The organism is Streptomyces sp. NPDC085866, assembly GCF_044541035.1.
Taxonomy (GTDB): domain Bacteria; phylum Actinomycetota; class Actinomycetes; order Streptomycetales; family Streptomycetaceae; genus Streptomyces.
This window is the reverse complement of sequence record NZ_JBITSQ010000007.1, coordinates 140,477-161,776: the sequence shown is the minus strand read 5'-3', so window position 1 is coordinate 161,776 and position 21,300 is coordinate 140,477. Positions and strand designations below refer to the sequence as shown.

Genomic DNA, 21,300 nt, shown 5'->3' with positions numbered 1-21,300 from the left:
GCACTGTGGCGCGCCCCGGCCTTGGTGAACGGACCGACGGTCGGATCAGGGGAACTACGGGAAGTTGACGGTGGCGTCGGTGGAGATGGACACGACGACGGAACCCGCGGTGTCGGCGGTGAAGGTGTCGACCGCGGCGATCCGCGAGCCCCAGCGCTCGACGAGTTCGGCCTGCGTGGCCTTGGCGACGCGGTCGATCCAGACCTTCTGGGCCGCCCAGGCGTTCGCCGCCTCGACCTCGGAAGCCGCCTCGGTGAAGGAGATCGCCCCCATGTTCTTCTTCGTGGTGTTCCAGAAGTCGACGAAGAAGGCCCGTGACTGCTCGACGTCGGCCCGTGTGCCGGTGCGGTAGACGTGACCGCCGACGTAGGTGTCGAAGTCGAGTCCGAGGACGGCGTCGTGGGCCAGGAGGATTCCGGGCAGGTAGTCGGCGTTGCCCCAGCCGCGATAAGGGGCCCAGCCCGGCATGACGACGTCGGTCATGACGGCGAGCCGCTGGCGCGGGAAGTAGGTGAGGATGTTCCCGGACTCATGGTTCGAGCCGGGGTAGATCACCTGGATCTCCTCGCCGCCGATGTGCAGCGTGTTGTGCTTCCCGTGGAGGACCTTCTGGGGCAACGGCCGGGCGGGGTCGTTGTGCAGCGCGAGAATCGTGGCGCAGTCGGCGTGGGCGATACGCACCGCATCCGGGAAATCGGTCACAGCCCCCACGTGATCCAGATGAGAATGGCTGTAGATGAAGTGCGTCACCGGCTTGTCGGTCACGGAGGCGATGGCCTCCTTGAGCTTTCCGCGGGAAGCGGGCGGTGCGTCGACGATCACGACACCATCGCGGGTCACGACGAAGACGGACTGCACGAAGCCGGTGATGACGACGTATCCGTTCTTTCCGGCACGCTGCAGTCGGTAGCCCTTTCCGTTCTCGGGCAGCGGCTTCGCGTCCGCGGGCAGCGGCAGGAAGCCCGGAGTCTCCGCCGCGTAACCGGAACTCGGCCGGAAAGCGAGGGCGCCGGCGCCGACGACGGCGGCGGCGCTGCCACCACGGATTATGGAACGACGGTTGATCATGCCTTTCCTCTTTTTCGGTGAGAGGGGTCAAATGGCCGGCCGAGATCAACGCTAGGAGGTACTTGAAGATTCATCAAGTTCATCGGGTGGCTGATATTTATGTCACCAAGTCACGCGCAAGTGACCTGGTCAGAAGTGAATTACCGTCACGGAATGAGGGTTTGTCGAATGAGTACGTCCCCTCGGCGTGAAGCCGAGATCTACGGCACCGGTACTCCGACGCGAGAAGCGGTCGAGCGCATATCCAGCAGGTGGACCGTGCTCATCACCCATGTACTGGAAGGTGGCCCCATCCGGTTCAACGACCTGAAGAACCGGCTCGGGGTGAGTGGGCAGGTGCTGGCCAGAACCCTCCGCGATCTCGAGCGCGACGGGCTCGTGGCTCGCCGGGTCCACCCCGAGGTCCCGGTCCGTGTGGAGTACGAACTCACGGCCCTGGGCGGGACCATGTGCCCGGTCGTGCGCGAGATACGGCGGTGGGCCGAGCTGACGGCCCCGGCGATCGGCGAGGCGCGGGCGGCCTACGACCGGAGCCGGAGCAGTTGACCGAGGCCGCCGGGGCTATACGGGCAGCTGCTGTTCGGTCCAGATGACCTTGCCGTCGGGCGTGTAGCGCGTGCCCCAGCGGTCGGCGAACTGGGCCACGAGGAACAGGCCGCGGCCGCCCTCGTCCATGGTGGTGGCCCGTCGCAGGTGCGGGGAGACGCTGCTCCCGTCGGACACTTCGCAGATGAGGGTGCGGTCGCGGATCAGGCGCACGCTGATCGGGCCGGTCGCGTGCCGGATGGCGTTGGTGACCAGCTCACTGAGGATCAGTTCCAGGGTGAACGCCTCCTCGTCCAGACCCCATGTGTGCAGCAGCCTTGCGGCGCAGGCCCGCACACCGGCGACGGCCGCGGGATCGGAGGGCACGTCCCAGACCGCGGTACGGTCGCCGTCGAGCAGCCGGGTGCGCGCGACCAGCAGAGCCACGTCGTCGCGTGGTGCCGTCGGCAGCAGCGCGTCCATCACGGCCTGGCACAACTGTTCCGGCGTCCGTCCGGCGTGGGCGATGGCGCGGCGCAGCTGCTCGATCCCCTCGTCGATGTCACGCTGCCGCTCCTCGATCAGGCCGTTGGTGTACAGCACCATGACGCTGCTCTCGGGCAGGCGAATCTCTGCCTTCTCGTAGGGCAGCCCGCCCAGCCCCAGCGGGGGACCGGCCGGGACCCCGGCCAGGTCCGCGCGTCCGTCCGGGTACGCGATCAGGGCGTCCAGGTGGCCGGCTCTGGCCATCGTGCACAGACCGGACACCGGGTCGTAGATCGCGTACAGGCACGTGGCACCCGTGAGCGTGGGTGCTTCGCTGTTCTCGTCGTCCCGGTCCTGGTCGATTCGGGTGACGAGTTCGTCCAGGCACCAGAGCAACTCGTCGGGCGGCAGGTCGAGCGTGGAGAAGTTGTGGACGGCGGTGCGCAGTTGCCCCATGGTGGCGGCGGCGTGCAGACCATGCCCCACGACGTCGCCGACCACGAACGCGACGCGGGCTCCCGGCAGGGGGATGACGTCGAACCAGTCACCGCCGACACCGCCGAGCCCCGCCTCGGCCGGCAGATAGCGGTGGGCCACCTCGACAGCGCTGTGCTCGGGAAGCGCGTGCGGCAGAAGACTGCGCTGCAGCGCGACGGCCATGGCGTGCTCCCGGGTGAAACGGCGGGCGTTGTCGATGCTCACCGCCGCACGGGCGACCAGCTCCTCCGCCACCGAGAGGTCTTCCTGGCCGAAGGGCGCGGGCTCCTTCGAACGCCAGAAGGTGGCCACACCGAGAATCACCCCGCGTGCCCGCAGCGGAGCCGCGATCATGGAGTGAATGCCATAGGCCACCAGCCTGCGAGCCCGGTCGGGGGCCTGTGCCTGCCAGCCGGAGAACGCCGCCATGTCGGCCTCCAGCACCATCCGCCCGGAACCGAACCCGGAGGCCTGCGGCGTGGAGGCGTCGAAGTGGATGAGGTGGCCGGGCGGATACAGCGGTGTGTCCTCCCGGATGCCGTGCAGGGCGACACGCCGCAACTCCGCCATGTTCGCCAGGTTCGGTTCCTCACCACGCAGGACGGCGTCGGCCAGGTCGACGGTGACGTAGTCGGCGAACCTGGGCACGGCCAGTTCGGCCAGTTCCTCGGCCGTACGGGGCACGTTGAGCGTCGTGCCGATGCGGATGCCGGCGTCGTACAGCAGCTTGAGCCGTTCCTGTACGTCCTCCACGCGGCCCATCAGCGCGCTGAGCTCCGTCGTGTCACGCAGGGTCGCGACCGCGCCGCCCAGCCCGGGCTGCTGAGCCATGGGGCGCTGGCTGATCGCCAGCAGCCGGTCGCCGACCTTGATCACCCGGTCCGTGGTCGCGGTACCGGACAGCAGCAACCGCTCCGCGCTCGGCTCGAGTCCCAGACTCCTGACGGGTCGGCCCTCCACGTCCGCCGCGAGCCCGAGCAGGCGTCGTGCCTCGTCGTTGGCCAGGAGCAGACTGCCTTGCGGATCGACGATCAGAACACCCTCGCGCACCGCGTGCAGAACGGCGTCGTGGTGCTCGTACATGCGTGTCATCTGCACCGGGCCGAGACCGTGTGTCTGACGGCGCAGCCGCCTGCTGATCAGGGCGGTTCCGCCGGTGGCCGCCAGGAGCACCACCCCGGTCGCGGCGAGGACGAGCGGTACCTGCCGGTCGGCCGCCCCGCTGACCTGCTTGATCGTGATGCCCGCTGAGACCAGACCGATGACCTTCCCGTCGGACGAGGTGACCGGGGCGACGGTCCGCACCGAGCGGCCCAGCGTCCCCATGGTGGTCTCGGTGACGATGCCACCGTGCTGCGCCGCCGCGATGTTGCCGATGTAGTGCTCGCCGATCCGTGCCGGATTCGGATGGGTGTACCGAATGCCCTCCGGACTCATCACCACGATGAAGTCCACCTTGGCGCGTTTGCGGACTTCCTCGGCCTGCGGCTGGAGCGCGGCGGTGGGGTTCGGGTCTTCCAGGGCCTGTCGTACCGACGGGGACGAGGCGACGGCCGAGGCCACCGCGAGTGTGCGGTTGCGGGCCTCGCGCTCGGCGTCCGTCCGGGACTGCAGCAGCAGGGCGACGACTGCCGCCGCCACCAGGACCACGATGATGAAGACCTGCAGGATGAAGACCTGGCCGGAGACGGTACGCAGCCCCTGCCAGGACCGTAGACGCCCGGACCGCCGGTCCATAGACCCATCTAACCTCTGCTGCAACGCGCCATCATCCTTGAACGACCGCCGTGCCTCGCCCTTCACGTCAGGTGCCCGCGTGTGCGCACGCAGCGAGCGGCGACGAGAAGGTTCCTCGCGCCGCCGCGCTCCCTCAGGCGTGCGTCGTCAAGATCATGTAGGGCGCGGTCCCGGTCTCCGCCGGTTCGTCCTCCCCGGCTGCGTCGCCGGGGAGCGTGGGCAGGTCCACGGTGGGGACGGGAAGCCGGCCTCGGTCGGGAAGGACCGGTAGCGGTCGAGGGAACGGTAGTGGGTGACGCTGGTCATCGTGGTGCCGTCGCGCAGCCGGGGCAGCGTGGGCACGGTGTCGCCGTCGGCGTACACGGCTCCTGGTTCGCCGTGGCGCAAGGTGCGGAAGCCCACGCCGGTCGCTGCGGGGTTGAGGTCGGCTAGGAGATACGGGGCACCGGGCCGCAGGACGCGGTGGATCTCGGCGGTGAGGGCGGTCAGTCGGTCGTCGTCGGGGTCGGTGCAGTACACCAGGCCGCACACGGCACCGTCGACGCTGTCGTCGGCGAGCCGGGGCAGGGTGCGGCCGTCGAACAGCCGGTAGGAGATACGAGCGTGCGGGCGGTCGGCGCCGGCCATGTCCAGCATGTCCGCCGACGGGTCGAGCGCCTGGACCCTCCACTCCCCGCCACCGGTGAGCTGCGCCGCGATCGCACCGGTGCCGCACCCGCCGTCCAGCACCAGCCGGTCCGGGCCCGGGCTGTGTCCCGGCCGCTGCAGCACCGCCGGGAAGATCAGCTTCTCGGCCGGCCGCATGTCGCGGTCTCGGTAGGCGTCGGCTGCGGCGGTGGTGTCCCAGCCGAGGGGGTCTTCGCCGGTGATCAAGGGTCGCTGCCTCCTGCACCGAACCTGGCCCGGACCAGGGCGCTCGGCGGCAGCCTGGCACGCGATACGGCCGGACAGCCCGTGGCACAGGGAGATTCCCTCGACAGCGCATCCCTCCTGCGCACGGTTGACGTCTGGAGCCTTACCTGCACCGGAAGTTGCTACGGCAGTCCCCACGCCGGCCCCGGCTCGCTCCGGGCGACGGGCGCGATGACGAGGTCGGGACGGGCACCGGAGTGGACGAGCACCTCGCGACCCCGGGGCAGGTCGATGGCCAGGGTGCCGTCGCCGAGGTCCTGGGTGTGGGCCGGGGTGCCGTCGTCCAGCAGCACGGTGAGGGTGCCGCCGAGGCCGTGCCGCAGCTTGAGCGGTTCGCCCGCCAGGCTCCTGATCCGGATGAAGCGGGTAGCCCCCGCCTTTCGTACCGCACTGACCAGGAAGGCGCCCTGGGTGCGGAAGTTGTGCAGGGTGACGTCCGCCCAGGCGGACGGGACGGCCGGGAGGACGCGGACCACGCCGCCCCAGCTCTGGCAGAACATGTCGTGCAGGGACTGAGAGGCGGACAGCGGGGTCTCGATGACCGGACCGGCCTCGGTGTAGTGCGTGTTGGCGCGGCAGGGGAAGCGCGTCGTGGGGTCGAAGAACTTGCGCAGATAGGTGATCGCGGTGTCGCCGTCGCCGGTCATCGCGTACATCGAGGCGGCCCCGGTGTAGCTGTAGCCCCGATGGGCGCCGGTCAGCGCGTGCCAGCGGGCCACCGACTTCGCGATCAGGTCGCGGCTCTCGGGCTGGTCCCAGTTGACGAGGTACAGCGGATACACCATCAGCAGGTGCGAGTAGTGCCGGTGCGACTGGGCGTACGGCGTGTCCGCGCCGATCATGAAGCCGTTGTCGTCGACCGGATACGGCGTGAGCCTGGCCAGCACCTCCTGCCAGCGCGGCATCAACTCGTCGTCGACACCCAGCAGTCGGGCCGACTCGATCAGCGTCCGGCAGCCCCAGCGGATCAGCGCCAGGTCGTAGTTGGTGTCCTGCGGCGGCACGACGGGGTACTCGGGCGAGAGCGTGCTCGGCAGATGGAGCCTGCCGTCGCTGCCCGGGGTGAGGAAGTGCAGGTAGTAGTTGATGGCCCTGCGCAGCACCGGGAAGATCGTGTCGCGCAGCAGGGCCTGGTCCATGGAGTGCCGGTAGGACAGCCACACGTTGTGCAGCGCCCAGGTGAGGTCACCGGTCTCGGCGCCGCTGCCCGGCACGCCCACGCCGCGGTTGCCGAACATGTCGGAGCTGCGGCCGATGCCGGAGCTGTCCGCGCGGTAGGCGGCGGGCACGTTGGCGACGAGCTGTTCCTGGTTCTGCCGCAGCGTGGTGGCGAGGGAGTCGAGTTCCGGGTGGTTGAAGCCGTGGATGAGCCAGTACTCCAGCTGGACGTTGAGGTTCCACCAGACCGCGGGCCAGGGGGTGGGCTCCAGCCAGGGCCCGGAGGTGGCCATGACGGGGCCGCCCGCGCGGCTGGCGGAGGCGACCTTGTAGAGCTGGATCCAGTGGAAACTCTGCAGCCGCTGGTCGGGGAAGGAGACGAAGCTCTTGCGATAGAACGCGTGCCACCAGCGGACGTGCCGTTGCCTGAGGGTGCTGTACGACGTCACGCGCCGGAGGTTGCGCAGCGAGGCGGCCTCGGCCGCGGTGTCGGAGGGCGAGCTGTGTCCGACGCTGAGCAGCAGGTCGTCGCCGGTACGGCGGTACGCGGTGGCGGTCTGGCCCCCGCCGGTGAGCGGCTGGAGCACCAGCTCGGTGCCGTCGGCCGCGGTCCGCGTGGTCCAGGGCGGGTTGGCGGTGTAGCCGGCGGGCGGGGCCTCGCTGATGCGCCGGGGACTGACGGCCTCCTCGGGGTGGAAGGTCCAGGTGACCCGCTCGCCGCCGTCGGCCCGCACGCGGGCGGCCAAGACCTCGTCATGGATGAGGGCGGAGAGGGTGAGCGTTCCCGCTGTGGTGGTGATGGTGCCGGTGAGTTCGGCGTTCCACAGGCTCAGCCGCCAGTCGACGGCGGTGATGGTGCCCACCGGTTCGAGCGTGAGATGTCCGACCGGGAGGCGGCAGGTGCCCCAACCACTGCCGAACTCGGGCCGGTGGTCCTGTACACGGCCGTGCTGGACGGTGAAGCGGACCTGGCTGGCGCCCGGTTCCTGGTAGACCATGCTGCCGAGCAGCCCGTCGCCGAGGAACGGGCCCTCGTGCCAGAGGGCGGGCATCCTGGTCCACAGCAGGTCCTGGCCGCGCAGAAACCCTTCCCAGGCGTCGTCGGTCGTCATGGTGTCGCGCAGTCGCCATGGGCGCCTGACGGCACCGTCCGCCGGACCGGGTCCGCCGGCTCCCGTCGCCTGTGCGGGTAACTCGGCGTGGGCCGGCCCGGGCAGGGCCGCCGTTGCCGCTCCGCCCAGCGCGGTGCCGAGTACGGCTCTGCGGGGCACCGGCGAGCGCTTCTCCGGCTGCGAGGTCATCGTCGTCCTCCCGGGCTGACGGATCGTCGAAACATCGGGTGTATGGCGGAACTTAGAAGTACCGCATGCGCCTGTCAACCGCTTGGGCGGTCATCGGTTCCTGACACATCCGATGTATGGAGCGCTCAGGCCGCGCCGCTCAGGAGGGGGAGGTAGCCCTGGGACTGCCCGGGTGCCGTCGGGTGGTACGACTCGGTCAGATCCAGCCAGTCGACGCTGTGCAGCCAGGGGGTGGCCGAGCAGATCTCGTGCCCGGCGAAGGCGGCCCGGGGGTCGGCGAAGGTGAATCCGTGGGCGACGGCGCGCTTGGCGGTCACCCTGTTGAGCTGGTCCACGGCCTCGTTGAGCGCCGACCTCTCCGTGTCCGTGAGGCCGCCCGAGCAGGTGCCGTGGGGCTGGTAGAGGTGCGGGTAGCCGAGCACCACGACGTGGGCGGCGGGTGCCTTGCCGCGGATGGCCGAGTAGAGACGGTCCAGGTTGCCCGGGAGGGTCCCGTCCATGAAGGTCCGTGCCTTGGCGACGGCGGAGAGACATGCCTTGGTGCCGGGCAGTACACAGGCCGCCATCACGCCGGAGAAGCCCGAGTCACTGCCGCCGACGGTGATGCTGACCAGGTCGGTGCGGGTACTCAGCGGCCCGAGCTGGCTCGACATGACATCGCTCGTGCCCGCGCCGTTGCACGCCGTGAAGCTGAACGAAGACGGCGCATGGGCCGCTGCCCACAGGACCGGGTACGCCCGGCCGCTGCGCAGGCAGTCCGAGGCGGAGGTGAAGTAACTGCCGGCTCCGACACCGGCCGAATAGGAGTCACCGAGAGCCACGTAATCGAGGGCTTCGGAGTGCATGGCTTCGGCGCTCGGCGCCGCCGGTGCCGTCGCGGGACCGGCGAGGGTACAGGCGGCCGCGAGGAGGGCGGAGGACACATAGGACACTATTCGGGACCGGCTCATGACTCTCCTGTATCGCGGCCCGGTCACCCCCGCCCACGAGCGCCGTCCTCCCTGCTCAGCCGTGTTGACAAACCCCTGCGCCAGTGCCGTCGCTGCGGTACGCCGCACTGGAGGCGGCACCGGCCGGAGCCGGGCGCGCGCGGTGGCGTGCCGTCTCCTCGGCAGAGTTCACCCGGTGAGCCGTCACCCGTTCGGCGGCGCGCCCGGCCCGGCCGGTGCTGACGGCCGTGAACGGTTCGTGACCCTATAGTCGATGGGCGTCGGGGGGCGGACGCACAAGAGGGGTGGGAATGACGGGGGTTCGCGGGGAACTGGTCCGTCCGTTGGTCGAAGCCGTCCAGGCGCGTGCGGCACGCGCGGGGGAGAGGACCGCCTTCCGCGACGGGCGCCGGGGCGTGACCTGGGAGCAGCTGGATCGGCGGACGGCGCGGATCGCGGGGCATCTGGCACGGCTGGGAGTGCGCCACCGGGACCGGGTGGTGTTCTGCCTGTCCAACCGCGTGGAAATGGCCGAGAGTTGCCTGGCGGCCGTACGTGCGGGTGCCGTTGGGGTGCCACTGGATCCTGGCGCGGCCGACGGCGAGTTGGCCCATGTCCTTCGCGACAGCGGCGCGGTGGCGATCGTGGTCGAGGCGTCTGTGCTGGAGCGACTGGCGCGGGTGGCGACAGGACAGCAGTCGCCGCGGGTGGTCGTCGTCGTGGGTGCGCAGGCGCTGCCGCCCGGAGCGCCCGCGGGCGCGGTCTCGTACGAGGAACTCGCCGGGACCGATCCGGGCCGTCCGCCGTACGACGGCCTCGGCCTGGACGAACCGGCCTGGATCCTCTACACGTCAGGCACCACTGGCGAGCGCAAGGGCGTGGTGACGAGCCAGAGGGCCGCGCTGTGGTCGACGGCTGCCGCCTATGCGCCGCTCCTCGGCATGTCCGAGGAGGACCGGCTGCTGTGGCCGTTGCCGATGCACCACGCCTACGCCTACTCGCTGTGCATCCTCGGGGTGGTCGCCACGGGGGCGAGCGCCTACCTCCTGGACCGCGGCGTGGATGTGATGGAGGCACTCGAACAGCAGCCGCTGCAGGGTCCGTTCACCATGCTGGCCGGGGTACCGGCCACCTACCACCTGCTGGTGAGCGCACTGCGCGAGGCGCCGCGGGCACCGGGAGGGCTGCGGCTGTGCGTCACCGCCGGAGCGCCCTGCCCGGTGGAACTGCGCACCTCCGTCGAGGAGTTGCTGGGCGCGCCGCTGCTTGACGGCTACGGCTCCACCGAGACCTCCGGCAAGATCGCGGTCGACCGGCTCGACGTGCCGGGCCCGCAGCGCCTGCCGCAGCCGGTGCCCGGAGTAGAGGTCCGGGTGACCGACCCGCTCTCCGGCGCCACCGTCACCGACGGTGACGAGGGCGAGATCCGGGTGCGTGGCCCCGGCGTGATGATCGGCTACCACGGTCGCCCCGACAGTACGGCGCAGGTCCTCCGGGACGGCTGGTACCTGACCGGCGACCTCGGCCGACGTGAGCCCGGCGGCGGGCTGCGGGTCACCGGCCGGGTGGGCGACCTGATCATCCGCGGCGGGCAGAACGTCAACCCGGTCGAGGTGGAGCAGGTGCTCCTGGCCTGTCCCGGTGTCGCCGACGCGGCGGTCGTGGGCAGGCCGCACGACGTGCTGGGCGAGGTTCCGGTGGCGTTCGTCGTCCCCGGGCCGGACGGAGTCGACCTCGCGCCGCTACGGGCCGCGTGCCGGGAGCGGCTGTCCGCGTTCAAGGTGCCGGACGAGATCCGGCTGAGCGGTTCGCTGCCCCGCACGTCTTCCGGCAAGATCCGACGACCGGTGCTCGCCGGGCAGTTGACCGAGGCGCTCGTCACCGAGCGGGAGGACGCCTCCGCCGCCCTGCGGTCCCGGCTGCTCGCGCTGCCGGCCCCGGAGCGGCGCCGCGCCGTGCTGAACCTCGTCATGGTCGAACTCCGCGGCGACGGGGAGTCCGACCCGGAACCCGACCAGACCTTCACCGACCTGGGAGTCGGCTCCCTGCAGGGTGTCCTGCTGCGCGACCGGCTCGGCGCGGTGACCGGTCTGCAGCTGCCCGCGACCCTGGTGTTCGACCGCCCGACGCCGGACGCGGTGGCCGAGTACCTGCACGAAGCGCTGCTCGGCGCCCCGGCCCCGACGGCGCGTGTCGCCGGGCCCGGCACACCCGGCGACACACCGCAGCCCGACGAACCGGTGGCCATCGTCGCCATGGCCTGCCGCTACCCGGGAGCCGTGGACGACGTCTCCGCACCGGAGGAGCTGTGGCGGCTGATCGCCGACGGCACGGACGCCACCTCCGTGTTCCCCTCGGACCGGGGCTGGGACCTGGCCGGGCTGTTCGACGCCGACCCGGACCGGCCGGGCACCTCGGTCACCCGCCGCGGTGGCTTCCTGCGCCGTGCCGCCGACTTCGACGCGGCCTTCTTCGGCATGTCGCCCCGGGAGGCGCTGGCCACCGATCCGCAGCAGAGGCTGCTGCTGGAGACCGCCTGGGAGGTCGTGGAACGGGCGGGTATCGCCCCCAGCGCCCTGCGCGGCAGCGACACCGGCGTCTTCGTCGGCGTGATGCACGGCGACTACGCGGGCCGGCTGCTGCACCGCGGAGGACACGAGTACGAGGCACACCTCGCGCTCGGCTCGGCGGGCAGCGTGGCCTCCGGGCGCATCGCCTACACCCTGGGTCTGCAGGGGCCCGCGGTGACGGTGGACACGGCCTGCTCCTCGTCACTGGTGGCGATGGACTGGGCGGCGCGGGCGCTGCGCTCGGGCCAGTGCTCGCTGGCCGTGGCCGGCGGAGCCACCGTCATGGCCAGCCCGGTGCCGTTCGTCGCGTTCAGCAGACTGCGCGGCCTGTCGCCCGACGGCCGGTGCAAGCCGTTCTCGGCCGCGGCCGACGGTACGGCCTGGGGCGAGGGCGTCGGACTGGTCCTGCTGGAGCGGCTCGCCGACGCCCGGCGCAACGGCCATCCGGTGCTGGCCGTACTCCGCGGCTCCGCCGTCAACGGCGACGGCGCGTCCAACGGCCTGACCGCGCCCAGCGGGCCCGCCCAGGAGCGGGTGATCGGCGACGCCCTCGCCGCCGCCGGACTCAACCCGGCCGACATCGACGCCGTGGAGGCGCACGGAACCGGCACCCCGCTCGGCGACCCCATCGAAGCCCGGGCGCTCCTCGCGGCGTACGGGCACGACCGCCCGGCCGACCGGCCGCTGTGGTTGGGATCGCTGAAGTCCAACATCGGACACACCCAGGCCGCGGCCGGTGTCGCCGGGGTCATCAAGACCGTCCTCGCGATGCACCACGGCGTGCTGCCACGCACGCTGCACGCCGATGAGCCGTCACCGGGCGTCGACTGGTCCTCCGGCGCGGTACGGCTGCTGCAGCGGGAGCAGCCGTGGCGCCCCGCTCCCGGGCAACCCCGGCGCGCCGCGGTGTCCGCCTTCGGCATCGGCGGAACCAACGCCCACGTCATCCTGGAGGAAGCGGTCGACGGGCAGGAGGCCCCGCTTCGCGAGGATGCCCGGACCACTCCGGAACCGCCGCTCCTCCTGTCCGGCGCGACCGCCGAGGCGCTGCGCGCCCAGGCACGACGTACGGCCGCCTTCCTCCGCGAACGGCCCGAACTGCCGCTCGGGGACGTGGCGTTCTCCTCGGCGACCGCCCGCGCCGCGCTCCGCCACCGGGCGGCGCTGCCCGTCCAGGACCGCGCCGTCCTGCTGACCGAACTGGACCGGCTCTCGGCCGAGGGGTCGGCAGCCGTGCCGTCCCCAGTCCGGACAGGCGGACGGCTGGCTCTGCTCTTCACCGGGCAGGGCGCCGGATGGGCTGGCCTCGGCCGTGAGTTGCACACCGCATACCTCGTCTTCGCCGACGCCTTCGACGCCCTGTGCGGCCGGTTCGACTCCGTCGGGGTCGGGGAGCGGCCCCTGCGCGAGGCCCTGTGGGAAGGGTCCGGCACAGCGCTCGCCGACGTGCGGGAGCACAGGACGGATGTCGCGCAGGCCGGGCTGTTCACGTTCGAGGTCGCGCTGTTCCGACTGCTCGAATCCTGGGGCGTGCGACCGGACTTCCTGGCCGGCCACTCCGTCGGCGAGCTGGCCGTGGCGCATGCCGCCGGGATCCTCTCGGAGAGCGACGCCGTCGACCTGGTCGCCGCCCGGGGCCGGCTGATGCAGCAAGTCCCCGAAGGCGGCGCCATGCTGACCCTGGACGCCACCGAGGAAGAGGCGCTGGCGGCACTGGCCGAACTGCCGGCAGCGGCCGGGCCGGTGGCGGTCGCCGCGGTGAACGGCCCACGGTCGGTCGTCGTCTCCGGGGCGGAGAGAGCGGTGACGGCGCTGGCCGAGCGCTTCGAGGCCCGTGGGCGTCGCACCGTACGGCTGCGCACCAGCCACGCCTTCCACTCGCCGCTGATCGAACCGGCGCTCGCGGAGTACGCCCGGGCCGCATCCCGGGCCACCTACCGTGAGCCCCGCATCCCGATCGCTTCGACACTGACCGGACGTCAGGCCACCGGAGACGACCTGCGCTCGGCGGCCTACTGGGTCCGCCACGCCCGCGAAACGGTGCGGTTCGCGGACGTCGTACGTCATCTGGTGCGTGAAACGGGGGTGACCGCATTCGCCGAGGTGGGCCCAGGCGCACAGCTCACCTCGGCCGCGATCGCAACGGTCGAGGCGCCCGGGACGCTGGTGTTCACCCCGACGACCCGGGCCGGCCACCCGGAGCCCGACACGGCTCTGGCGGCACTCGCCCGACTCCACGAGCACGGCACGGCGATCGACTGGGCCACCGTGCACCGGACAGCGCACCCGGGCAGGCGTGCCCGGCGGGTGGACCTGCCCACCTACCCCTTCCAGCGGGAGCGCTACTGGCTGACCGAGCCGGTCGACACCACACCGACCGCCGCACGCACCGCCTCCGGCCATCCGGTGCTGACCTCCACGACCAGCCTCCCGGACACGGGCCGTCTGCTGTGCACCGGCCACCTGTCGGCCGCCGACCAGCCCTGGCTGCGCGACCACGTCGTCGACGGACGGCTGCTGGTGCCCGCGTCCGCCCTCGCCGACCTGGCGCTCCACTCCGGCGGCACCTGCGGGCTGGACGTCCTGGAAGAGCTGACCCTGCTGCTGCCGCTCCAACTGGCCGACCCCGGCGCGCGCGTCGAGGTCCAGCTGGCGCTCGGCGAACCGGACCCGGCCGGCCGTCGGACCGTCGACATCCACGCACGCCCCGAGGACTCCGGCCCGGTCGGCACGTGGACCCACCACGCCACCGGCCGGCTGGCACCGTCGGCCACCGACCCCGCCCCGCACCCCGGACCGCAGGGATCCTGGCCACCGCCGGACGCCGTACCGGTCGACGTGACAGAAGCCTACGACCGGCTGGCACGCGAAGGCTATGCCTATGGTCCGGCCTTCCGCTGCGTACGGGCCGTCTGGCGGCAGGGAGACGACCTCCTCGCCGATGTGCGGCTCCCCGACGCCGCCGTGGCAGAGGCGCAGCGGTACGGCATCCATCCCGCGCTGCTCGACGCCGCCGTCCACGCTCCACTGCTCGTCCCCGGAGACCGGGGGGAGACCGAGTCGCCCCGGCTGCCGTTCGCCTGGCGAGGCGTCAGCCGGTACGCGGCCGGCGCCACCGCGCTGCGGGTACGCCTGCGCCGTACCGGGGAGGACACGGTCGCCGTGGACCTCACCGACCCGGCAGGCAGGCCGGTGCTGCGGGTGGAGGCGCTGACCACCCGGGCGGTCCCGAGCACCGCCGACCGTGTGCAGGCAGGAGCGCTGTACCGGCCGAGTTGGACCGCCGTGGCCCCCGCCCACGCCACCGTTTCCGCGCTCTCGGTGGCATCCCCGGACGAACTGGGCCTGGCGGCCTCGCTGTCCGGGACACGGCACACCGGCTCCCTCGAGGGCGACGCCCCGGCCGTCGTCGTCTCCCTGGCCTCCCCGACCCCGTCCACCACCCCGGCCGCCGACACTCGTACCCTCGTCACGCGGGCCCTGGAACTCCTGCACAACCGGCTGCCCACCCTGGCTCCGGGATCGCGCCTGGTCCTGGTCACCCGCGGTGCCACCGGTCCTGACCCGGACCTGCCTGCCGCAGCCGTCTGGGGACTGGTGCGCAGTGCGCAGTCGGAGTACCCGGGCCGCCTGACCCTCGTCGACGTCGACGACCACCCCGAGTCGCTGCGCCGGCTGACGGCGGCCCTGGCGGCGGGCGAACCCCAACTCGCCATCCATGCCGGGAGGTGCTGGTGCCACGGCTGGCTCAGGCGACCGCCACTTCGTCCCGTTCGGCTCCGTTCAGCGAGGAAGGCACCGTACTGATCACCGGGGGCACCGGGGCTCTCGGCGCGCTGCTGGCCCGCCATCTGACGGATCATCACAAGATCCGTCGACTGGTGCTCACCAGTCGCAGCGGCCCGAAGGCACCCGGCGCACGGCGACTGACGGCGGAGATCGAGCAGGCCGGAGGCCGGGTGGAGGTGGTCGCCTGCGACGCGGCCGACCGGTCCGCACTGGCGGAGGTGGTCGACCGGTACGCCACGGAGCTGACCGCCGTGGTGCATGCGGCGGGTGTCCTCGACGACGGTGTGCTGGAGGCGCAGACGCCCGAGCGGATCGTGGCCGTCATGCGGCCGAAGGCGGACGCGGCCTGGCATCTGCACGAGCTGACGAAGGACCTGCCGCTGTCGCAGTTCGTGCTCTTCTCCTCGGCGGCGGGCCTGCTCGGCAATCCCGGTCAGGCGGGCTACGCGGCCGCGAACGCGTTCCTCGACGCCCTCGCGGTGCACCGAGCCGCCCTGGGAATGCCCGCGCTCTCCCTGGTGTGGGGCCCGTGGTCGGGAGCCGAGGGGATGGCGGCCCGCACCGGCCGGACCGGTGACGGAGTGCTGCGCGCCGTCACCCCCGCCGAAGGCATGGCGCTGTTCGATGCCGCCCTGGCGGCGGACGAACCCGTCCTGGCACCGCTGCCGTTGGACCCGAGGGCCGGTATGCAGCGGAGGCCGGTGCCGTCGCCGCTGCAGGGTCTGTTGCGCCCGCCCGCCTCGGCGACGGGCCCGGGCCGTAGCTACGGGGGACCGGCGGCCGGAACCACCCGGCCGACCCATGACTCGCCGGGAGCGTGGCGAGAGCGGTTGGCGCAGCTGCCCGCCGACGACCGTCACGCCGCCCTGCTCGCACTGGTCCGGGAGGCGGTCGCCGAGGTGCTCGGCCATCCCGGTGCGGCGGCTGTGACGGCCGACCGCGCTTTCATGGAGCTGGGTCTCGACTCCCTGACCGCCGTTCTGCTGCGCAACCGGCTGAGTCTGCTCACCGGCCTGGAGCTGCCCGCCACCCTCACCTTCGACCTGCCCACCACCGAACGACTGACGAGCCACCTGCTCGCCGAACTGCACGAGGAGTTGCCCCGTCAGAAGGCGGCCACCGGTGCGCCGCCGTCACGCCCCACACAGTCCCTGGCCTCCCTCTACCGACGCGTGTGCGGGACCGGCGACGTCGTCTCGGCGATGCACCTGCTCGTGACCGCCTCACTGGCCGTCCCCGGCTTCGGCCCCGAGGACCGCGCCGCGCACGCCCTGGAGCCACTCCGGCTGGCCACGGGCACGGACGGCCGGCCGCCACTGGTGTGCTTCCCCGGCTTCTCCCCGGCCCTGGGCCGGCCCTGGTACGACGCGCTCGCGCAGCACTTCGAAGGTGACCGGGACGTTCTGGAGATGCGGCATCCCGGGGTCACCTCCGGCGACGCGCTGCCCCGCGACTGGCAGACGCTGGTTGACCTGCACGCGGCCACCCTGCGGGATGAACTGGGCGACCGCCGGCCGGTCCTGCTGGGCTGGTCGATGGGCGGCTGTCCGGCACACGCTGTCGCCGCGCGGTTGGCGGAGACCGGTACCCCGCCCGCCGGCCTGGTCCTCGTCGACACCTACCACGTGACTCCCGAGCGGGAGGCCGAGCCATGGCTGCTCGCCCTGCCCGCCCGCGCGGCCCTGGCCATGGGGGAGGGGTTCGACACCGCGGTGGAGGACATGGCGCTGGCCGCACTCGGGGCCTACACCCGGATGCTCCGCGGCTGGAGCCCCGAACCGGTGAACGTACCCACACTCCTGGTACGCGCCATCGACCAGCTGCCGGAGATGCGCACCCACGGCAGCCGCGAGACAGGAAGCCACGCCTGGCGGGCCTCCTGGCCACAGTTGTCCGAGACCGTGGACGTCCCCGGCGACCACTGGACCATCGCCGAGGAACACGCACCCACCACGGCACGGGCGATTCAAGCTTGGGTGAACGGGCTCGGGAGGCCCGTGGACTGAGGCATCGTCAGTGCTTGTGGCGCGGATGCTCAGTGCCCGAGGAGCAGCCCCGACCCCGTGACGTCGGCGTGGATGCCGTCCTTGTCCACCGTCACGTCCTGCAGGCGCAGGGCGCCCGAGGGCGGTTTCGGGAGCTGGAAGGAGAACGAGAAGCGGTCGGCGACCTGTGGGCGGGTGAGCTTGGTCAGTGCGGTGAGGAGGGAGAGGTCGAGGCCCAGCCGCTTGAGGAGCCCCGGGTGGGCGAGCGCCACGTCCACGAGGTTCATGCGGGTCAGGTCGTGCAGGAAGCGCGGCGCGCCGGTGAGCTGATGGAGCCTGTCCTCGTCGTGCAGCGCGGCGCGCACCGCGCTGTCGGGGACGCCCAGGCGCCGCACGATCTCCGGGACGGCCAGAAAGGCCCTGATCTTCTCCGCCTCCTGGGTGAGCCGGCGCGCCGAGTCGCGGGTCAGGTGGAGGCCCTCGGCGGGCCCGGTGCCGGGCCGGTACGTCGCGAGGTCACCGATGTCGAGCCGCATGCCGTCCACGGAGGTGGCGATGCCCCGCTCCCCTTCGCGCCGGATGCGGACGTCGGCCCGGACCCGCAGATCGTTCCCCGCGACGCGCAGATCGCCGTGGGCCCGGACGCGGCCCGGTCCGCGGGCCGTGAAGGACACCTGGGAGGCGCCGAGTTCGCGGTTCATGTCGGCGAAGGACAGCAGGACCCGACCGTGCACCTGCCGCACGAGTGCGCCGCGCACGGCGGTGGGTCCGTCGCCGTCGATACGTATGTCGCGTGCGGTCGCGGTGACCTGGGTGAGGGTGACCCGGCGGGCCGGGATGCCGGGGACGGTGATCCGGACCGAGTCGAGGCGCTGTGCGGCCAGTTGGGTGAGGAAGGGGAAACCGCCGATCCGTACCTCGGGGGCGGCGGCGAGATGCAGCTGGTCCTTGAGCCGTTCCGAGGCCTTGTGCTCGGCATACAGCAGCGCCCAGCGGTCGGCGAGGGTGACGAGGCAGGCGAGGGTGAGCGCCCACGCGAGGACTCTGACCACGGTGGGCAGGCCGGTGGCGCGGTTGCGGCGGCGGCTGCCGCGCCGGTGGTTGGGCGGGGCCCAGGGCTCCTCGGCGTCGTCGTCCTGCGAGGTCGGCGTGCTGTCGTCGGTGAGGAAGTCCTCCAGCGGATTGTCCGCCAGTGCGGCCAGTTCGTCGTACGGATTGCGGCTGGGTGGAACCCGCTCGGCGGAATGCCCGTCGAACTGGGCAGGTTGATGCGTCGGTATGTGGGGGGTACGCATCGGGAGATTTGATCATATAGTCCTACCCGACTTGCAAGTCCTACCTGAAGTAAGGCTCGGAATCGGTCACTTCGCGGCCGACGGTCGGGGGGTGTACGCGCGGCAGACGCCTGAGGACTGTTGCTCACTTTCGGGTGACAGGCAGGTGCGCGCGCATGTGAAAGATGGCCTGAAATAGCATCAAAATGGGCATTCAACGCATAGGTGCACTATACATGCGAGTGTCACCAATATGTTGACGATTTGTAACACACCCCGTTTGTGCCGCGCTTCTCCTGCTCGGGGCACGAGGGTGTGGGGGCGCGGCCGCACGGCCGCTCCTCACATGCCGCCCGGCCCACGGCCCGATGCCGTGCAGCCCGGACGTGCCCACACCCTGCAAAGGGGGACCCTGTGTCCGCTTCCGTTTCTGTGACCCCGCGTAGCCTGACCGCAGCTGCCGCCGTGGCGGCAGCCCTGGTCGGAGCGGTGGCGCTGCCCGCCTCCGCTGCGGACCGAGCGAGCGCGTACCCGGACCGCGCTCAGGTGGTCATCGGTGACGTGCAGTACAGCCAAGGCCGCTATGTGCGATCCAACCTGTCCCTCAACCGGGAGTGGGTCGACATCACCAACAACAGCCGTCGCGACGTGAACCTGAGCGGCTGGACCCTGTCCGACCGGGACGGCAACACCTACACCTTCCGCCACTTCTGGCTGGAGGGCCGGGCAACCGTCCGCGTCCACACCGGAGTCGGCCGCGACAGCTCGACCGACGTCTACCAGGACCGCCACTACTCCGTGTGGGACCGCGACGCCGACACCGCCACCCTGCGCAACGACCACGGCCGCTTCGTCGACGCCTCGTCCTGGGGTGAGGGCCGGCGTGACCACGACCGTCACTACCGCGGTGAAGGTGACCGTCACTACCTCGGCGACGGCCGCGACCACCGCGGCGACCACCGCTTCTGACCGCCGCGGGGTGCCGACCCCCCTGCCTCGGTACCCGACAACCCGCACCACGGCGCGCCGCTCCAGGGGGGCGGCGCGCCGCGCTCGCAACGGCTTCTCGGCCCCGTGCGGCCGCGTCGACCGGCTCCTGCTCGTCCTGGGTCTACGGCCATGTCGGCCGCGGGGCGAGCGGCCGGTCGATCCGGAGGCTGAACCACGTCGTCTTGCCCTCGTCGGTCGGCCGGACTCCCCAGTCGTCGGCGAGGGCCCGTACGAGCTGCAGCCCCCGGCCGGACTCCTCCTCCTCGGCCGCGACCCGGGGCTGGGGCAGCTGCGGGCTGGGGTCGCTGACCTCGACCGTCAGCTCGGTGTCCGTGCGGCGCACACGCAGGCCGATTGGGCCCTGCGCGTGCTGCACCGCGTTGGTGAGGATCTCCGACAGCAGCAGACACGCGTCGTCCGCCCGCTCGACGAAGCCCCACGTGCAGAGGGTCGCGGCGAGGAATCCGCGACCGTCACGCACTGCGCGCGGCTCCGCGCACAGTTCGGCCCCGGCCGTGGCCAGCGGGGCGGCCGGCACCTGCGTGAGCAGCAGGGTGACGTCGTCGTGCCCGTTCGCGTCGGGCAGCAGCGTCGTCAGTACGTGGTCGGCGGCGGCCTCCAGATCGAGGCCGGCGCTCGCCAGCTTGTCCAGGGCGCCGATGAGCTGGGTGAGCTGGTCCTCGATGTCGGTGCCCGGGGTCTCGATGAGACCGTCGGTGTAGAGCAAGAGGGTGGCACCGCGTGCGATGGTCGTGGTGCGCTGTTCGTAGATCACACCGCCGACGCCGAGGGGCGCGTTCACCGGCGTCGACAGGGTGCTGGCACCCTCGCCGGGGACGGCGACCAGGACCGGCAGATGCCCCGCGGAGCAGATGACCACTTCGCCGGAGTCGGCGGCGACGACGAGATAGCAGCAGGTGACCAGTTGGTCGGGGACGTTGAGGTCGGCCACGACCGTGTCCAGCGCCTGCATCAGCTGACGGGGCCGCATACCCGTCTTGGCCAGCGCGTGCGCGGCGGACCGCAGCTGACCCATCACGGCGGCCGCCTCCAGGCCGCGGCCCATCACGTCACCGATCAGCACCCCGACACGGCCGGCACCCAGCGGGATCAGATCGAACCAGTCGCCGCCCACGCCGGCTCCCTGGGTGGCGGGGAGGTAGCGGCTCGCGGTGGCCAGGTCGGGGATCGCGGGCGGCGTGCCCATCAGACTGCGCTGCAGCGTCAGCGCGATGTGCCGCTGCTGCTCGTACAGTTCGGTCAGCTCCGCCTCGGCCCGCTTGCGGTCACTGATGTCGCGGACGATCGCACAGGCGCCGATGACCGCGCCGTCCGGGGACCGGGTCGGCCACAGGGTGACGTCGACGTCGAGCATCGCGCCGGATTGGGTCACCCGCAGCGTCTCGAAGTGCTCGACCTTCTCGCCCCGGCGCAACCGGTCCAGGAGCAGCAGGATCTCGTCCTCCCGGTCGGGCGGGGCGAGGATCGACACATGCTGTCCGACCGCCTCGGCGGCCGAGAACCCGTACAGCCGCTGGGCGGCGGCGTTCCAGTAGGTGATCCGGCCGTCGAGGGTCTTGGCGAGGATCGCGTCCTGGGAGGACTCGACCAGCGCGGCCAGCTCGTTGATGCGCTCTTCGGCGGCTTTGCGTTCGCTGACGTCGCGTACGGCGGCGGAGACGAGGAGTCCGTCGGCGGTTTCGAGGGGGCTGAGGCTGATCTCGACGGGGAATTCGGTGCCGTCCTTGCGGAGGCCGTAGAGGTCGAGGCCGGCGCCCATGGGGCGTACTTGCTGGTTGTGGGCGTAGCCGTTGCGGTGTGTGGTGTGGTGGGTGCGGAAGCGGCCGGGGACGAGGAGTTCGACGGGGTGGCCGAGGAGTTCTGCGCGGCCGTAGCCGAAGAGGGCTTCGGTCTGGGCGTTGACGAGCCTGATGATGCCGGTGTCGTCGACGATGACCATCGCGTCCGGCGCCGCCTCCAGCAGTCCCCGGAAACGTTCCTCTGCGGCTTTGCGTTCGCTGACGTCGCGTACGGCGGCGGAGACGAGGAGTCCGTCGGCGGTTTCGAGGGGGCTGAGGCTGATCTCGACGGGGAATTCG

Annotated in this window: 9 protein-coding genes and 1 pseudogene; 3 read left to right on the top strand and 7 right to left on the bottom strand. The window is 71.8% G+C overall.

Annotation, left to right across the window (positions count from 1 at the left end; all coding sequences use genetic code 11):
- Positions 1-54: 54 nt before the first annotated feature.
- Positions 55-1,068 (bottom strand): MBL fold metallo-hydrolase, encoded by a 1,014-nt coding sequence (locus tag ACIF83_RS19185; RefSeq protein ID WP_399728243.1) that lies wholly within the window; start codon positions 1,066-1,068, stop codon positions 55-57.
- Between the two features lie 168 nt (positions 1,069-1,236).
- On the opposite strand from ACIF83_RS19185, the gene ACIF83_RS19180 reads away from it, so the two are divergent.
- Positions 1,237-1,614: a winged helix-turn-helix transcriptional regulator gene (locus ACIF83_RS19180; protein ID WP_393479276.1), complete on the top strand. Its 378-nt coding sequence runs from the start codon at positions 1,237-1,239 to the stop codon at positions 1,612-1,614.
- 15 nt (positions 1,615-1,629) lie between these two features.
- Here the strand turns inward: ACIF83_RS19180 and ACIF83_RS19175 are convergent, their stop codons facing one another.
- From ACIF83_RS19175 to ACIF83_RS19160, 4 genes are all read right to left on the bottom strand, one after another.
- Positions 1,630-4,293 (bottom strand): SpoIIE family protein phosphatase, encoded by a 2,664-nt coding sequence (locus tag ACIF83_RS19175; protein WP_393479278.1) that lies wholly within the window; start codon positions 4,291-4,293, stop codon positions 1,630-1,632.
- A gap of 153 nt (positions 4,294-4,446) precedes the next feature.
- Entirely contained in the window at positions 4,447-5,166 is a 720-nt protein-coding gene (locus tag ACIF83_RS19170) for a class I SAM-dependent methyltransferase (protein WP_399728238.1), read from the bottom strand.
- Positions 5,167-5,327: 161 nt separating this feature from the next.
- Positions 5,328-7,664, bottom strand: a complete 2,337-nt coding sequence (locus tag ACIF83_RS19165) for a glycosyl hydrolase family 95 catalytic domain-containing protein (protein WP_399728235.1) — start codon at positions 7,662-7,664, stop codon at positions 5,328-5,330.
- Positions 7,665-7,789: 125 nt separating this feature from the next.
- Positions 7,790-8,614 (bottom strand): SGNH/GDSL hydrolase family protein, encoded by an 825-nt coding sequence (locus ACIF83_RS19160; protein WP_393479286.1) that lies wholly within the window; start codon positions 8,612-8,614, stop codon positions 7,790-7,792.
- Positions 8,615-8,904: 290 nt separating this feature from the next.
- On the opposite strand from ACIF83_RS19160, the pseudogene ACIF83_RS19155 reads away from it, so the two are divergent.
- Positions 8,905-16,958 (top strand): annotated as a pseudogene (locus ACIF83_RS19155) (type I polyketide synthase).
- A gap of 29 nt (positions 16,959-16,987) precedes the next feature.
- On the opposite strand, the gene ACIF83_RS19150 reads toward ACIF83_RS19155, so the two are convergent.
- Complete coding sequence (locus ACIF83_RS19150) at positions 16,988-18,232, bottom strand: DUF2993 domain-containing protein (protein WP_398140710.1); 1,245 nt, start codon at positions 18,230-18,232, stop codon at positions 16,988-16,990.
- A gap of 411 nt (positions 18,233-18,643) precedes the next feature.
- Here ACIF83_RS19150 and ACIF83_RS19145 point away from each other — a divergent pair, with 411 nt between their 5' ends.
- Positions 18,644-19,180, top strand: a complete 537-nt coding sequence (locus ACIF83_RS19145) for a lamin tail domain-containing protein (RefSeq protein ID WP_393479294.1) — start codon at positions 18,644-18,646, stop codon at positions 19,178-19,180.
- 142 nt (positions 19,181-19,322) lie between these two features.
- On the opposite strand, the gene ACIF83_RS19140 is transcribed toward ACIF83_RS19145, so the two are convergent.
- Entirely contained in the window at positions 19,323-21,185 is a 1,863-nt protein-coding gene (locus ACIF83_RS19140) for a PAS domain S-box protein (RefSeq protein ID WP_399728814.1), read from the bottom strand.
- Positions 21,186-21,300: the final 115 nt, after the last annotated feature.